Genomic DNA, 17,607 nt, shown 5'->3' with positions numbered 1-17,607 from the left:
ACTACTCCAAGGATACTAAGTTTTAAAAATGGACCAATTATGGTCAGTAGCTATTATTATTTATCCAATTTCAATGTTTTTCCTTTAAAACCAGGTCCTTCTAGGGTAACCCCTAGGTATTTTATTACCGTGGGCGCCACCTGATTGGTATAAAGCTGTTTTTCTTCTGTAACTTCTCCCTTGGCAGATACGCCTTTACCAAAGGCAACTATCCATACCTCATCGGAGCCTTCTGTACTAGAGCCATGACCTTTCCAGGTGTCCAAAGGTTGTGTACCCCGCCCATGATCGGTGGTGATAATAAAGGTAGTATTGTTTTTATAGAAGGGATCTTGCTGGGTAAAATTCCATAATTTTTCTATTAATCCGTCTGTATTTAAAGCCGATTTTAAATAGGCATCGTATTCGCCGTCGTGCGCAAAATCATCGGTTTCCCCATAGGATATGAATACCAATTTTGGTTTTTTCCTCTTCATATACTCCATAGCATAGTGATTGGTAAAAGCGTCTAAACGAACCGAGCCCCATGGACTAGGTATTTCTGACTGTAATTGGTTAAGAAAGACTTCCCTTTCCGTAAGGTCATTGCCCTCTACAATATCAAAACCTGCGTTCACGGGCACTCCAGAACGGGTTTTGTTTATGATAAAGGGAAAGACGTCCCAGCTACCAAAGGCCGCAACTTTTCCCTTATAGGCAGGCAAGTTATTCACTCTTTCCAAGATGGTCTTATTAGGGTTGTTCTCTTTTCTGTTGCTGGTAATCCTTTTGTCGTCTGCTTCCCCGGTTAAGATCTCGTTATACCCAGGATAGGAAAACCACATTTCATTGGTGAGGTTTACCTTATTCCCAAGGCTTCTATTTCCGTGCAACTGTCCCATTTCTTTCACTTTATTCCAGAAAAAAGGCATCAAAATAGTTCTTCTCTCCTCTGGGGTATCTCTCCAAAATCTGGCCTTTAAACCAGTAGTATCCCCTACATAATTTTTGTTGGTTACCAACAAGGGATCTGCTCCGGAAAAAAGCTCCTGCCAACGGAGTCCGTCCAAGGTTATAAGAATTACATTGGGTTGCTGGTCGGTTTGTGCCATGCCTTTAGAGAATATTCCCGCTAGGAGAACCATCATCACAGTTACTACGCTTCTTTTCATCTGATTAATTATTTATAGTGTTAAAATTTATATTATTGGAACAACTGCTCCAATCTAAATATTGGTTTCAATGGTGATGTTTATGACTACACCCACGGTTTAACAAGAAGGTTTGGCAGCAATCCCTATACTTACTAAGGAAGGATAACAACATAACTAAACACTGCGTTCCCCTATAGTATGGTCCTTATATATCCAAAGCCTCCCTGGCCCTCTAGGGGTGCCCCACTACTTGGCAGCTATGCCCAACCTCTAAAATAAACATTCCATTATATGAAGCCCATATTCAAGTCCAAAATATTACTGCAGCCACCAGCTAATTTCCCTTATCTTATCGTTTCCTGCCCCAAACTGTGCTTCAATTGCTTGGGAAACATGTTGGGTATTATTGTTGTATTCAGATTGAGGGTACATCCACCTAGTGGGAGGAGTAACTCCTGGGGAATGTGCAAAATTGGGATATCCCGTTCTTAGATGGTCAAAATACATGCTCCAGCCCGACTGCAAAAAGGTGGTGAAGTATTTTTGGGTCAATATCAATTCCAGTTTATTATCCATAGACATCCCTTCTTCAAAAGCCACCAAGGGACCGTTTAGGTAGGTCTCGGCATCCGATGCCGTTACATACGCTTCCAAGTTTTTGGCATACTCATTATAAAAGCTAAAAGAAGCTTTTACGGCATTTTCATAATGCGTTTTGGCACTGCTGCCTATCCACCCTCTAAGCGCGGCTTCGGCCAGAATAAATTCTAGCTCCCAATAGCCCATCAAATTATGTGGTTCGGTAGTGGGGTCTGTGGAATATCTCAAATTTACCTTGGAAACATCGCCTGCCGCAGCCTTATCATTTACCTCGGCATAGGGAGCCAGGGGATCGCCTCCGGCATAGGCATTAAAATCGTCTATTGCCAGTCCCGCTTCCTTGGCATTTTTAGTAATTCCACTGAAAATAAACAATCTAGGGTCTCGTCTTTCCTTTAATCGGTCTATAAAAGTCGCATCCATATACATCCCAGATCCGTAGCTACTGGAGTTAAACTCTCTATACCTACTTCCTTCCTCATCCAAATACACTAACTGACCGTTATCTCCATTAGACTCCATAAGTGGTTCATTGGCAACAATACTGGCAAAGGCTTCTTTAACCCCCAATTGAGCATCATGTTCCTTTTTAGAGAGGGTAATAAGGACTTTTAGCCTAAAAGAATTGATTAAGCGTTGCCACTTAAGCGAATTACCGCTATAAATTATATCTCCAGCTATTAACTCGGTATTATTATTTAAGAGTAAGTTGGCTTCCTCCAATTCCTTTAATATCCCGATAAACACCTCTTTTTGAGCATCGTATTTAGGGGCATAGTTACCCTCTGTCTCCCCTTGTAGGGCTTCGCTATACGGGATATCCCCAAAGCGAAGCGTAAGATTATAAAAATAATAGGCCCTAAAGAATTTAGATAGCGCTATATAGGCCGGACTCTTTATACGTTCTGCCTCCTGCATCATCTTGCTTACCTCCCCTAGCATATTGTAATCCCCAAACTCTGCGCGACTCCAGTTATAATATTGAAGGTTGCTTTCCCCATCGGTTTGCACCAGCATTCTGGAGGCGTATAAGGCCGATGTACCATTGACCGTAAATGCATTGCTCGCAATATTGGTCAACAACAATTGTGGGTGGGTCTCACTTACGTTATTTGGATTTACGTTGATGTCGGAAAGATCGGTACAGCCCGTTAGGGTGATCATCAGCATCAGAAAACTTAAAAATGGTATTTTATTCATGTTCTTTTTATTAGCATTATTAGAATTTCACCTTAACCCCCATGCCGATATATCTGGTAGACGGGTCTTGCAGGTTGTTGTCGTTTCCAAAGTCGGGATCAATAATATCCGCTTTTTTCCAAACGAAAAGATTATATCCGCTCAAGGTAGTCTCTAGCTGCTTTACCCCTTTTATATTGGCCAAATCGGTAAAGTCATATTTAAAGGATAGGGTACGCAGTTTAAAGAAGCTGCGATCAAAAACATTCGCAAACTTTTTGTTTTCCTTATAGCTCACTGCTGCCCGGTAAGGATAATTTTGGGACCAGGTCTGCCAACTTACCGCAGTGGTGTTTTTCTGATACGTCCTAGTATCGGAAATAACACTACCATCCACATCCTGCACCAATTCTCCTCCCGTCACGGTAACCCCATTGGGCACGTACACCGGTTTCCCAGCGGCATATTCCGCATCCCGGAATTCCGTTGAGTTGGGATGCTTCCCGCCCCACCACATTTTCTCTACCGTTACGGAACGCATCAATCCGCCCCAAACCCCATCAATACCGATGTTTACAGAAAGGTTTTTGTACTTAAAGGTATTTTGAAGCCCAAGGGTCCAACTGGGATCGGAATGGCCTAATCGCTGTTTAAAATTATCGCGAATGGGCATTCCCTGATCATTTAGAATTAAATCCCCATCAGCTGTTTTCTGCCAAACGGTGGCATAATAACTATCGGCACGATCATTTAACCTTAGGTCCTTATAGGTAGAGTTCTCCCCATAAATGTCCGTAATCCGCTGTACCTTTCTACTCCAGTTAGCTGTAGCATCCCACCTAAAGGTATCGGTGCGAAAAGGTGTAGCCCCCAAAACAACCTCTAGTCCCTTGGTAGTATATTCGTTGCCGTTCACCTTTCGGTTTTCAAAACCAGAGGTGTTAGATATTGGCAAATCTATAATCTGGTTGGTATCTACCACATGGTAATAGGTAAGGTCTAATCGCAATTGGTTTTGTAGAAAGGCCGAACTCAACCCCAATTCATAGGAGGTAGAACTTTCTGGTTGAATATTGGGATTGACCAAACCATTGGGGTATTCCAATTTAACATTCCCTCCAAACACCCCATTATTGGTATAGTAGGAAGCAGTACTATAGGGCCCTAGGTCACTGGAAACCTTCGCCCATGAGCCAAACGCTTTTAGATAATCTATCCCTAAGGGAAGGTTCACATAATTGGATACCACTGTACTAAGGGAGGCCGAAGGGTAAAAATAGGATCTATTTTCCTTTGGCAAGCTAGAAGACCAATCGTTCCGAGCCGCTATATTTAGGAAGACGGCATTATAAAGATCCATTCCTAAGGTTGCATACACGCTATTGGTAGCTTTTTCCTCTAGATAGGTTTTTGCCGCTACCGATCCCTTGGTATTGTTTAAACTATAAACAAAAGGAACCACCAAACCATCCGTAGAATTGTACTCTTCCTGGTATTTCCTATAAAAGGAGGAGGCCCCAGCATTGATATCAAAGGAAAAATCTTCGGATATATCTTTGTTATAGGTAGCAAGGATATCATAATCTACCGTTAGCCTGTTTCGGTTCCACGTCTTGTAGTCCCCATCCCTAGCATCGCCATAATTTAAATAGCTCTTGGGGCTTTGCCGGTCCTCAAAAATATCCTGTATCACGGCAGATCCCCTTGCCTGTACTTTTAGTTCATTAGTAATATCATAGTTCAGCGCCAGCTGTGCGTTTATAAGATCGGCATCGTATTTCTGGTTGAGTTCATGGGCAGCAAAGTACACATTGTTATACCAGGCGTAATTATAATTTGCCTGCCGGTAGCCTTCCTGTCCAGGAACGTAACGGTGCTGGTCCAATTCTTTTCCATTTACATCGTCCCCCATCCAAATTAGAATGGTATACATATGGTTTTTGGGCCCATAGCCATGTCTGGGATAGTTAGGGGAGTATACTTTATTATAAGACAACTTACTGTCTAGCGTAAGTGCTTCGGATAAATTGGTGGTGGCCTTAAAGCTTAAGCCCCCAGTTTTTAGGCTAGCGTTGGGCACCCTATCTTTTTGGCTAGAAAAATTCCCTGCCAATCTAAAGGCTCCTTTTTCCGATTTGTTGGCGATGGCAAACTCTGTGGAGGCGATATAGCCCGGCTCCAAGAAATCTTTTAAGTTGTTGTGATATTTCCAAGGGGTAGGTACACGGGAGTATCTGGACTTATCGTCGTACTGGGTACCAGAAACATCGCCCCACCACGGAATGGTTTCATTGGTTACCTTATCATAGATTGGGCTGTTCCATTGGGATACCAATACGCCGGGTTCAAATTTAGGGCCCCAGATCATATCGCCATCGGACACCCCCCCATCCTTACCGTCCCAAAACTCATACTTCCCATTGGAACCGTTCCCGTATTGGTTTTGGGTTTCGGGAAATACGGTAAATCCGGCTGAAACCATGGTATTATGGGACACGGTGACCTCCAACCCATCGGTTTTTGCATTTTTTGTAGTAATCAATATAGCCCCGTTCCTACCTCTAGAACCATACAATGCCGAGGCAGTGGTGCCTTTCAACACATTGATATTGGCAATATCATTGGCGGAAACATCATAAAAATCGGTTTCTACGGCAATACCATCGATAACCACCAGCGGCGTTTTCCCCCTTAGGGAAAAGGATGGCTTTTGAAAAAGTCCGGTAGGATTACTCACCGAGAGTCCGGCTACCTGCCCCGAGAATAAACTCCCCACGTTGGGTGCATTTACCTCCTCTATTATTTCGGTATCGATGGTTTGGGTGGCATAGCCAATTTTTTTCTCTGCACGACTAATTCCCAAAGCGGTAACCACTACCTCATCCAATATTTGGGAATCTGGTAGTAGCTGAATGTCCATCCTATCCTTACCCCCCGTTTCAATTTCTTGGGCAATATATCCTATGTACGATACTACCAAGGTTTCGTCACCTGTAGGCAATTCGATTTGAAAAACCCCATCAAAATCGGCCGCCACCCCTATGGTGCTTCCTTTTATTACTACCGAAGCCCCTGGCAAGGGCAGCATGTTCTCATCCAGAACCGTTCCCTCAAAGAGTTTTTGAGAGTGGCCGGTTACAAATGCCAATAAAGCCATTATTAAAATAAATTGCGTCCTCATCATGTTGTTCTAAAGATTGTATTAGTTATTAATAGGCCGCAAATATGAGCTTCACAGGTTAACCGGATTCAAGTAGAATGTTAAGGGATTGTGATTAAAACCAAGCTATGTTAACTTATTGTTAGCTAAGGAGTGGAGTGGGGTATTTGCCGCAAAGCTAGTTCTAAGGGTAGGCAGAAATCCTATCATCCTTGTACTACTAGGACAAAAAAAAGCGGACTCTGATTTTATCAATCAAAGTCCGCTTAAAAACACCCTCTTTTCTAGGGTTATATTTTTGCTGCCCGCAGCCTCAGAGCATTTGCTATAACTGATACCGAGCTAAAACTCATCGCCAGTGCGGCAATCATAGGGGAGAGCAGTAATCCAAATACAGGATAGAGGACTCCTGCTGCAATTGGCACCCCAAGGGTATTGTAAATGAGCGCAAAGAACAGGTTTTGTTTAATATTCCCCATCACCTTTTCACTCAGGTTCCTGGCTTTTACAATCCCTTGCAAGTCTCCTTTCACCAAGGTAATCCCTGCGCTTTCTATAGCTACATCGGTTCCGGTGCCCATAGCGATACCGACATCGGCTTTTGCCAATGCGGGGGCATCGTTGATCCCATCCCCGGCCATGGCAACTTTTTTACCTTCTTTTTGCAACTGCTCTACCACCGTTAATTTATCCTGTGGTAGCATTTCGGCTTTAAAATTGGAAAGGCCCAAGGTTTCTGCCACCGCCTTTGCAGTATCGTGATTATCCCCGGTCAACATCATCACTTCAATTCCGTGCGACTGCAGCTGCGCAATGGCGCTCTTACTGCTTTCCTTTATCTTATCACTGATTACCACATAGCCTACACCTACATTATCTACGGCTAAAAAGGGAACGGTTTTACCCATTTTCTGTTCTTCCAAAACTGCTTCCTGCAATTGGCTAGACAGCTTCACCTGGGCTTCTTCCATCATCTTTTTATTCCCCAACGCTACTTTTTTACCATCCACGGTTCCAGCAACACCTTTTCCGGTTACGGAATTAAAATCTGTCACGGACCACAACGAAACTTTCTTTTCTTTGGCAAAATTAACCGTTGCTTCTGCTAGGGGATGTTCGCTCTGGGCGTTCACCGCATAGATATATTGCAGTACTTGCTCCTCGCTATAATCGGGAGAGCTACTATTAACACTTTCTACAGAGGGTTTCCCCTCGGTTATGGTACCTGTCTTATCAATAATAAGGGTGTCTATCTTATCCATCCGCTCCAGCGATTCCGCATTTTTTAATAGGACCCCAGATTGGGCGCCTTTCCCTACCCCCACCATTACAGACATTGGGGTGGCGAGTCCAAGCGCACAGGGACAAGCAATAATCAGTACTGCTATGGCATTTACCAAAGCAAACACATAGGCAGGTTCTGGTCCTACAATAGCCCATACAAAAAAGGTGATAACAGCCACCAACACCACAATAGGCACAAAGTAGGCAGAAATCTTATCGGCTAGCTTTTGTATGGGAGCCTGACTCCTACTGGCCTTGTTCACCATCTCTATTATCTGCGCCAGCAAGGTATCCGATCCCACTTTTTGGGCTTCCATCACAAAGGATTGCTGACCGTTGATGGTCCCAGAATTAACGGTATCGCCCTCCCCTTTATCCACAGGAATGGGTTCTCCGGTAATCATGGACTCGTCTACGGACGAGTTTCCTTCACGGATGGTTCCGTCTACCGGTATTTTCTCTCCAGGTTTAACGCGAAGCAAATCGCCTATTTTTATCTTATGGATTGCAATGGTTTCTTCCTCCCCATCAACAACTCTGGTCGCTTTATTGGGAGCCAATTTCAGCAGTTCCTTTACCGCATTATTCGTTTTACTGTGTGCCCTCGCTTCCAACAACTGCCCCATTAAAACCAAGGTTAGGATAACGGTGGCCGCTTCAAAGTATACATGCACCGTTCCGTGATGGGTCTTAAATTGTTCGGGGAAAAAATCGGGAAACAACAAGCCGAAAAAACTGAACAACCACGCTACTCCCGCCCCAATACCGATTAGGGTAAACATATTGAGGTTCCATGTTTTAATGGAACAATAGGCCCGTTCAAAAAACATCCATGTAGCATAAAACACCACTGGGATAGAGAGTGCAAATTGTATCCAGTTCCAATAATTCATGGAAAGTATATTGTACAATGGATTATTGGGAATCATTTCGGACATGGCGATGATAAAAATCGGCAGGGTAAAAATTCCCGCTATCCAAAACTTACGGAGCAACTTTTTGTAATTCTTTTCTTCGGCAGAAACATCTGCTTCCACCGGTACCAGATCCATGCCACAAATAGGGCAATCACCGGGATCGTCCGCTATTATTTCTGGATGCATGGGACAGGTATATTGGGTAGCGCCAAAGGCATCCATTTTCACTTCTTCCACCAAATCCATTCCACAGACTGGGCAGTCACCTGCCTTGTCGTAGGTCTTATCGCCCTCACAATGCATAGGGCAGTAAAAGGTCCCTGTTCCCGTACCCTTTACTTCTTTTTTAGGATTTTTTAGGTGGTCCGGTGCTTCCTCTCCTGGCATAGCAATACTATAACGGCCACCGTCTTTCTCCAAGGCACTTTGAAATTTCTCAATCCCAATAGGCTCCTTCATTTCTATAGTAGCCTCTGCCTTTGCCAGGTCTACCGAAGCATTGGAAACCCCCTCCACCTTTTTTAAGGTTTCCTCTACATGGCTCCTGCAACCATTACAGGTCATTCCAAATATGGAATAGGTGGCAGTACCGCCACCATTGATGTTTTTATGGGATTCCTGCTGCTGAAGCCGCTCCTCTCCCTGCATGGCAATACTATAACGGCCTCCTTCTTTCTCCAGAGCCCTTTGAAATTTCTCAATCCCAATATGCTCCTTCATTTCTATTGTGGCCTCTGCCTTTGCTAGGTCTACCGAAGCATTGGTAACCCCCTCCACCTTTTTCAAGGTTTCCTCTACGTGGCTCCTGCAACCATTACAGGTCATTCCAACTATGGTATAGGTATGTGTCATTGTAAAAGTTTTAAGTGAAAACTCAAAGTTAGCCCATCCAAAGCCAGATGGTTATCACAATTGTGGAGGATGTTTATACTATTTGGTCCAAAGGCTTCCTTCCCCACTGCTGTGAGTTCTTATAATCGCTCATAGACATCCCGGTCATGGATTTAAATTGGGATGCCAAATGGCTACTGCTCTTATAGTTTAGACCATAGGCAATTTCAGAGAAGTTAAGTTGTTGTAGCTGAATCAGTTCTTTGGCCTTCTCTATTTTTAGGTGGATATAATACCGTTCTATGGTGACTCCCTCTAATTTACTGAATAATTTGCTCAATACGGAATACTCCCTATTAAGTCTTTTGGACAGGTAGGACGATAGGTTTTCTTCGGAGCCGGCATCCAGTTGATCTACCGCTTCTAACAAGGCTAATTTTATTTGTTCGACAAGTATTTCGCCGGTATCCTTTATTAGTTCAAAGCCATTTCTCCTTAGCAAGTCTTCTATCACAGCGGCACCAATTCCTTCTTTTTCTTCATAGACAATTTCTCCCAAAACAATGGAATCTACCCTTAGGCCCACCTTTTGGAACTCCTGTTCCAAAAAGGTAATGCACCTATTGCACACCATGTTTTTTACGAGAATCTTTTTTTTCATGCCCATCTAGATATCTGACGTCTAGTACCCTATTTCTAAGATAATATACGACTCCTATCGTCCCTGTCCAAATACTAGGTGGTGGCCTAGTTTAGTTCCTTCTGTACAAATCCACATTTCAACATTTGGCTTCCAAAATATGGGTTCAATACCGCTTTTTCCGTACTTACCCACATACCACCTTTATCGTCCTTATACATTGGGCAGAATTGCTGATACAAGGGCATTGGAGTCCCGGCAATGGCTACTAAGCTCACCAAATTATCACTAAGTCCCTCAAAGTGCTCTCGCTGTTGGGTAATAGCGCTCTTAGCAATCTGATTGGCACTTTCCTTGGCCGCATCAATAATAGCCTGCAACTCGGCCTCCTTGGAATCTGCCAAGGTATTTGCCTCCATAGTGGATAGAGTGCCTGCCAGCGTCTCCCCTGCTTTCGCAGCCAATTCTTGGTTGTCTCCTACCAAGGCATCTTTAAGCTTCATATAATCGTTGATGATCAAGGCCACCCCCGTCGCTTCTTGTTCCGAAGCAACTCCTTGTGCCTGTGCATTTGCTGCATTTTGATCGGTATTCTTTTTGGTCTCCTTACAAGACATCATTCCCATGCTTAATAATCCTAAGGCTAGTACTCCAATTTTTAGTTTTACTGTATTCATTTTTAATTGATTTTATAATTAATGTTATTCTAATTTATAGGCTTGTTTCACGCCAATCTGCTTCTTAGTTCATTGCGCTCCCAATCTTCGCAATAACTCCATCAGGGAATATTCATCTAAACTGGGAGCAGCCCTAACCATCCCCTGTGCTCCATGGAGCTCCTTGTTTGTAATTCTTACACAAATAAAGGGGTCCTATAAAAAACACTGGCAGCTGGTCTTAAACAACTATTGCTGTTAGTCGCTGTTTTCTATAAGGTAATGAAAATCAAAGCAGGAAGGTCTCATACAAAATGGGAATGTCCCGTACGAGATAGGGGGGGGAATAGTCTAAAAAGTGATGAGTGTTTGTATTTTCCCCTTTGTAGATCTGTAAAAAACCATAGGAAAAGGAAGCCACAAACACTTGTTGCTGAAATTTAAGTTGGTCCCATGAACTTTTTAGAATGTCTTGCCCTTCAAAGGTAAGGTGTTCCTCCATACAACAGTTATCTACCACTATGGAGCAGCTTTCAATTTCCGGAACCTGCATCATTTCCATTCCACAGCTTTCCACCTTGTTAAAGAACGAATAATCTACCAGCGTCTTTCCGCAATAGTGCATACCCACGGTAAAAGACATGGTAGCACCAAGCACTAATAGTGCTAGGCTAAATGCTGCTATTTTTTGAAAAACACTTTTCATGAACCGCACAAAAATACGGAATTTTAAAAACCTGCGTGCCTATTCCTTAAAGATTGTACTTAGCAGTTCGTAAGATCGCAGTCGGTCTTCATGGTTATAGATATGGGACACTACCATAACCTCATCTACCCTGGTAGCTTCCACAAACGATGCCAGCTGTTTTCGCACGGTTTCCTTAGAACCCGCAAAACTATAGTGCATCATTTTCTCTACCTGCACCTTTTCTAGGGGATGCCAAAGTCCATCCATACTTTCCACTGGGGGTGCTAGGGGTTTTCTAGTATTCCTGATAATTCCCAAGGCCAGCTGTTGCAAACTAGTCTCTAAAAGTTTGGCTTTCTCATCGGTATCGGCTGCAATTACATTTACACATGCTATGGTGTAAGGGGTATTGCATTGCTTGGAAGGCTGAAAGTTCTGATGGTATAAACGCAACGCATCGTGTAGGTGGGTAGGTGCAAAGTGGCTGGCAAAGGCATAGGGCAGCCCTTTTATTCCAGCTAATTGAGCGCTAAAGGTGCTAGAACCCAACAGGTACAGGGGAATATCCAATCCTTCTCCGGGGATGGCCCGTACGGCTGCGTTGCGGTTTTCCGAAGAAAAATAGGTTTGCAGCTCCCCAATATCGCGGGGAAAATCGTGCACCGTTTCGGGACGGTCCCTTCTCAATGCTTTGGCCGTTAACTGGTCTGTTCCGGGAGCCCTTCCCAAGCCAAGATCTATCCTTCCAGGATAAAGGGTCTCTAAGGTTCCAAACTGCTCCGCAACCAGTAAAGGAGCGTGGTTGGGCAGCATCACCCCACCAGAACCTACTCTAATACTTTTGGTTCCCTGTGCTACATACCCAATTAAAAGCGGGGTGGCAGAACTTACCAGGGTATCCATATTATGGTGTTCAGAAATCCAAAATCGGTCATATCCCAATCGCTCTACATGCTGTGCAAGCGCCAAACTATTTTCCATGGATTGGAGGTGCGTGTTTCCTTGGGCCACCGGTACCAAGTCTAATACCGAAAACTTCATCCCTTTTAAACTATGTTTACTGTCCTGCTTCATAACTACCGAAATTTAAGACTGCAAAGATATCGATAATAATGCAGGGGTAATATCCTCCCAAACCATAAGAAAAGCCTAAAAGTGGGGTCTAAAAACCTTTTTTAGGGTGGTGAAAATCCTACTTTTTAAGTCAATTTCTATTGCGATAGCAGAAATACAGCTAAAAGCAAAGCCCTATTTTTACCCACAATATGAGTGAACTATCCAAACTAAAAAAGAAAAAGAGAAGATTTTACAATCTGATGATATTGGTTATTTTGGCCGTGATTATTATCTCGGCCATCCTATTAAATTATTAGTCTCAAAGAAGGAGCTTTCATTAATGCCGCGTAGTCCAATGATACTCCACAGCGGATTTTAATAATGGCAATAATCATAATTTAAATCAACTTTGATATAGAAACTGCCATTTTGCACTTAGCTTTGTTTAAAAGTGCATAGCTAAACAGAAAATGAGTTCCCAAAAAAAAGAGAAAGACCGTAGTAAAAAGTCTAAAGCGCTAAAGATAATTGGCAGGATAGCCCTTGCCTTGCTGGCACTTGTTTTTTTACTCCTCCTCTTTATCCGAAGTCCCTGGGGACAAAATATCATCATCCACAAGGTGGTTCACTATGTTTCGGAGAAAACCAATACCAAAATAGGGATAGACCGCCTCTATCTTACCTTTTCTGGGAACGCTTATGTAGAGGGACTTTATATTGAGGACCAGCGGGGAGATACCTTGCTACATTCCAAAGCCTTGGAGGCATCCATCCCCTTACTTCCTTTGATAAAGGGCGATAAAATTAGGATTGCATCCCTAGACTGGGAGGGAGTGGTGGCCAAGATAGATCGTTCGGAAAATACTGGCGTCTATAATTTTGATTTCCTGATAGATGCCTTTGCAACCGATACTACCGCTAGCAGCACTAGCAGCGCGCCGCCCAAAGTGGAAATTGGGACTATTAAACTAAATGACTTTAAGGTAGATTTCCGGGATGAGGTTGCCGGTTTAGACGCTTCGCTTCAGTTGGGTAATCTTCGTTTAAGAATGAAGGAGATAGACCTAGAGCAATTCGTATTCCATATACGTAGCGCCTCTATCTCCAACACCCACATCACCTATTCCCAGAGTAAAGAATTACAACAGGAGACGGAACCCTCTGCGGAGAACACACTACCTCTACTTATGGTAGACCAGTTAACGATAGAAAATACCGCGGCCAACTACAGTTCCCTCCCCAGTAAAATAGAAGGACAGCTAAACATTGGGTCTTTTGTCCTAGCCTTGCCCAAGGCAGATCTTGCGAATAGAAAGATAGCACTAGAACGCCTAGAACTACACAACTCCCAAGTAGCTTATAGTGACCTAAAAGTGACCAAGCAGCTGCCCAAGGACACCACTAAAACCCAAAAACCCTTGGAGTTTAAATGGCCAAATTGGGAAGTTGAAGCAGGCCCCGTGGTTATGGAGAATAATAATATTACCTACACCTACAAAGAGCACGATGCAGCAAAGGATTTGGTAACTACCACTACCTTAGCAATAAGCAAGCTAGACCTAAACATGCCGACGGCGCTCTTAAGAAACAAAGCTGCCGAAATCTCCCTAGCCCAATTTTCATTTTATCAAAAAGATGGCATCGCCCTAAATAATTTTGGCGTAGACCTTAAGGCCAACGACAAGGGTGTTTCCTTTACTAATATTGATATTTCCACCCCAAAAAGCAGGCTCAATGGAACGATCAAAATAAAATATACCTCCATCACAGATTTTCTTAATAAGCCAGCAACCGCCCAGGTGTCCGTGGCCATGCCCTCCTTGCTGCTCCACCTGGAGGAAGCATACCCTTTTTGGGCTGCATTAAAAGAAAACGAAGCTTTCCAAGTTTTAGCTAAGAAGTCGGTTTCCGGAAAATTATTCCTAGAGGGTACCTTGGGGAATCTTCAACTACAAAATACCGCCCTGCAATGGGGGAAAACTACCGCGCTACAGCTACAAGGAACCTTATCTAACCTAATGCAAACAGATTCGCTCTATGTAGATTTCCCAAAGCTTGAATTTACTACCCTTAAAACCGATGTTGCCCAATTTCTTAATGAGGAAGAATTAGGAGTAACCCTGCCAGATTCCATTCAAATAACAGCAGTACTTAAGGGAACCTTAGCGACTATGGACGCCCAAGCCATTTTAAAAAGTCCCGATGGTTCTATCTCCCTAGACGGAAATTTTTCCAGCAAAGAGCTAGTAGCATTCAATGGCCAGTTAGAGGTAGTACAACTACACCTAGAAAAACTGCTGAACAATGAACAATTGGGACCAGTTTCCTTTACATTAAATGCCACGGGGAGTGGTAGCTCTGTAAATACGTTGCATGCGGAAGTAGATACCGATTTTACCGAGCTACAATGGCAAGGGTATGATTTTTCCAATTTAAAATTACAAGGGACCCTAAACCAAGGCAAGGGAAATATAAATCTAAGATTTAAGGATGAAAACCTAAACGCCCAAATGGAGGCTGGACTAGATCTGGATTCCATTTCCTCAAAAGTAGAACTGTTTCTCAATGTGATAGGGGCAGACCTTTCTGCCTTGGGAATTACAAAAAGGGATACGAAGGCCCAATTTAAGCTACAGGCCAATTTTAAAGGCAATGCGGATGATTTTACCCTGCAATCGCAAATAGACGATGCCCTATTGGTTTATGAGAACACTCCATATCCCGTTACCAACCTTAAGGTAAATGCCGCTAGCAACGGGAAAAGGACCACAGTAGATATCAACAGTAAGATAATACAGGGGGAGCTGCGTTCCAATAGCGATATAACCTCCTTAAACAAGGCCCTTAAGCGGCACTTTAGTGGTTATTTTAAGGATACTACTGCCAAGGAAACAGGGCAAGATCCGGTTTCTATGAAAATGATGTTGGCCATAAAACAAGATCCCGTCTTGGAAGAGGTTTTTGTAGGGGGATTAAAAAAAATGGACACCGTCTACCTAGAGGCAGGCTTTAATGAGGCAGAACAACACCTAACTGCCAACCTCAGCGCCCCATATATCAATTATAACGATAGTACCCTAGATAGCTTACACCTAGATCTGGAAGGCACGGGAAAAAACTTGGATGTTAATTTTGGATGGAAAGCCATTAATTCAGGGCCTATTGCCATCCCCAAAATATCTTTAAGTGGGACTTTAAAAAACCAGGAGCTAGGTCTCAATTTTGATGCCTACGATGGGGAGGCAACACTGGCGCATATAGGTGCTACATTAAGCGTACGCCAAGATACCCTACGCCTTAAAATAGACCCTTCCAATCTGATGCTCAATAAACAGCAATGGCAAATTCCCGAAAGTAACCACATCGTCCTAGCGGAGCGGTTTTTAGAACTTCAGGATTTTAAACTGCAGCGAAACCAGCAGGTAATGACGCTTAGCAGTAGTCATTACGCTGACAAAGATCAAGACCTTTCATTGATATTTGAGAATTTTAGACTGAGCACCTTCACTAGTTTTTTAAATCCGGAAGAAAACCTGGCAGCAGGGATCGTAAAGGGCAACCTTACTTTTGAAGATCCCTATGGAGATACCGGAATGGTCGCAAAAATGGAAATAACCCAATTTTCGGCTATGGAGTCGGACTTAGGGAATCTGAGATTAACGGCCAATTCTAAAACAGCAGAGACCTATGATTTTGACCTTTCCCTTTCTGGTGGGGATGTTAACCTAGGCATTAAGGGCGATTATGTTGCGGCGGAAAGTGGGGCACAACTAAACCTAAACCTCCTCATCAACGAGATAAAAATGAAGGCACTAGCAGCCTTGGCACCCGAAAGCATTTCTCAGCCAACGGGCAGTCTTGCAGGGGAATTTAGGGTGAACGGCACCCCCGCAAATCCCAAGTACGAGGGGAATCTCCGATTTATGGAGGCCGGATTGAAGGTGAATTCCCTAAATGCCACTTTCAGCCTTCCACAAGAAGAGATTAAAGTAGATAATAAGGGGATTTATTTCGATGACTTCTCCATAGCCGATGCCAATAACCACCTATTTCACCTTGACGGTAGTATCTATACGGAACAGCTTAGCAATCCTTCTTTCGATCTTAAAATAAAGACCCAGGGATTCCAGCCCATTAAAGCCACCAAGGAAGATAACGAGTTATTTTATGGAACATTAAAACTTAATGCCGACCTAGCGGTAGGGGGAGATTTATCCGTCCCTAAAATAACAGGAAACTTAGGAGTAGTAGAAGGTTCCAATTTAACCTTTGTAGTTCCAGAATCCCAATTGGAAGTGATGGAACGCGAAGGGGTGGTGCTCTTTGTGAACAAAGAAAATCCGGATGCTATTATCACCAAAAACACCGATAGTACCGCCACCTCCTCAATACTAAGAGGTTTAGACGTTACGGCCACCCTAAACGTAGCGGACAATGCCACCTTTAAAATAGTCATAGACCAGCGGTCCGGAGATAATTTTGAAGTTACCGGAAAGGGGGAATTTGATTTGGACATCAATCCCAACGGTCGTACTAGCTTGGCAGGGAGGTATGAGGTAAGTAGCGGACACTACGAAGCCAGTCTCTATAATCTGGTAAAGCGGCGGTTCGATATTGCCCCGGGAAGCACCTTAACTTGGAGTGGCGACCCATACAATGCAGAACTACAGGTACGGGCCATTTACAAATTGGAAACCTCAGCCGCACCCCTTATGGCTACCCAGACCTCGGCTGCCAGTTCGGAAATTGCCAATAAATACCGCCAAAAACTGCCGTTTTTAGTCTACCTGAATGTAGAAGGAGTGCTGTTGCAACCAGAGATATCCTTTAACCTAGACATCCCAGAAGACAAACAAGGATCCCTAGGAGGTGATGTTTACGGGCGGGTACAACAACTAAACAATAGGGAGGAAGAGTTGAACAAGCAGGTATTTTCCCTGCTCGTCTTAAATCGGTTTTTCCCTGGCTCTACCAGTGATGGGAGTTCTGGAGGGGCGGCCTCCATTGCCAAAGACAACGTGAACAAAGTATTGTCCGGGCAATTAAACCAATTTTCGGACAAGCTTATCGGAGGCACTGGGGTGGAACTCGATTTTGGTTTGGAAAGTTTTACGGACTACCAAGGGGATACGCCCCAAGAGCGGACCCAGTTGGATGTAAACGCCAGCAAGCAACTCTTCAATAACCGACTCATTGTTCAGGTGGGAAGCGAGATGAATATAGAAGGGGGTAATTCTGGAGCGGAAAGTACCCCGGTAATCGGGAATGTAAGTGTAGAATACCTCTTGACCGAAAATGGAAGGTATCGACTAAAAGGCTTTCGTAAAAATGAATTTGAAAGCGTTATAGACGGACAATTGATCGTTACGGGAATTGCCCTGATCTTTAACAAGGAGTTTAATGAATTTAAGGAGCTTTTTGCCAAAGCCATTAAGGAGGAAGCAGAAAACGAAAAAAAATAGC

Annotated in this window: 9 protein-coding genes; 1 reads left to right on the top strand and 8 read right to left on the bottom strand. The window is 43.6% G+C overall.

The window, feature by feature from the left end; translation table 11 throughout:
* Positions 1-56 precede the first annotated feature (56 nt).
* The 8 genes from BV214_RS01190 to BV214_RS01155 form a co-directional block, all read right to left on the bottom strand.
* Positions 57-1,151 (bottom strand): alkaline phosphatase family protein, encoded by a 1,095-nt coding sequence (locus BV214_RS01190; RefSeq protein ID WP_086475647.1) that lies wholly within the window; start codon positions 1,149-1,151, stop codon positions 57-59.
* A gap of 300 nt (positions 1,152-1,451) precedes the next feature.
* Complete coding sequence (locus tag BV214_RS01185; RefSeq protein WP_086475646.1) at positions 1,452-2,933, bottom strand: SusD/RagB family nutrient-binding outer membrane lipoprotein; 1,482 nt, start codon at positions 2,931-2,933, stop codon at positions 1,452-1,454.
* A gap of 19 nt (positions 2,934-2,952) precedes the next feature.
* Positions 2,953-6,069 (bottom strand): SusC/RagA family TonB-linked outer membrane protein, encoded by a 3,117-nt coding sequence (locus BV214_RS01180; RefSeq protein WP_245806724.1) that lies wholly within the window; start codon positions 6,067-6,069, stop codon positions 2,953-2,955.
* A 293-nt stretch (positions 6,070-6,362) separates the two neighbouring features.
* On the bottom strand, positions 6,363-9,125 hold the full coding sequence (locus BV214_RS01175; protein WP_086475644.1) for a heavy metal translocating P-type ATPase: 2,763 nt from the start codon (positions 9,123-9,125) through the stop codon (positions 6,363-6,365).
* A gap of 73 nt (positions 9,126-9,198) precedes the next feature.
* Positions 9,199-9,765, bottom strand: coding sequence for a helix-turn-helix domain-containing protein (locus tag BV214_RS01170; protein ID WP_086476001.1), 567 nt, complete (start codon positions 9,763-9,765; stop codon positions 9,199-9,201).
* 86 nt (positions 9,766-9,851) lie between these two features.
* A complete protein-coding gene (locus BV214_RS01165; RefSeq protein WP_086475643.1) occupies positions 9,852-10,421 on the bottom strand; it encodes a DUF3347 domain-containing protein in 570 nt (189 codons plus the stop codon).
* Positions 10,422-10,689: 268 nt separating this feature from the next.
* Entirely contained in the window at positions 10,690-11,106 is a 417-nt protein-coding gene (locus BV214_RS01160) for an HYC_CC_PP family protein (RefSeq protein ID WP_086475642.1), read from the bottom strand.
* A 39-nt stretch (positions 11,107-11,145) separates the two neighbouring features.
* Positions 11,146-12,162, bottom strand: a complete 1,017-nt coding sequence (locus BV214_RS01155) for an LLM class flavin-dependent oxidoreductase (protein ID WP_086475641.1) — start codon at positions 12,160-12,162, stop codon at positions 11,146-11,148.
* Between the two features lie 452 nt (positions 12,163-12,614).
* Between BV214_RS01155 and BV214_RS01150 the strand changes: the two genes are divergently transcribed.
* Complete coding sequence (locus BV214_RS01150) at positions 12,615-17,606, top strand: translocation/assembly module TamB domain-containing protein (RefSeq protein WP_086475640.1); 4,992 nt, start codon at positions 12,615-12,617, stop codon at positions 17,604-17,606.
* Position 17,607 lies beyond the last annotated feature (1 nt).

The organism is Arenibacter amylolyticus (genome assembly GCF_002150785.1).
GTDB classification, from domain to species: domain Bacteria; phylum Bacteroidota; class Bacteroidia; order Flavobacteriales; family Flavobacteriaceae; genus Arenibacter; species Arenibacter amylolyticus.
Note: the sequence above shows the minus strand (reverse complement) of the source record. Positions and strands in the feature narration are given on the sequence as shown.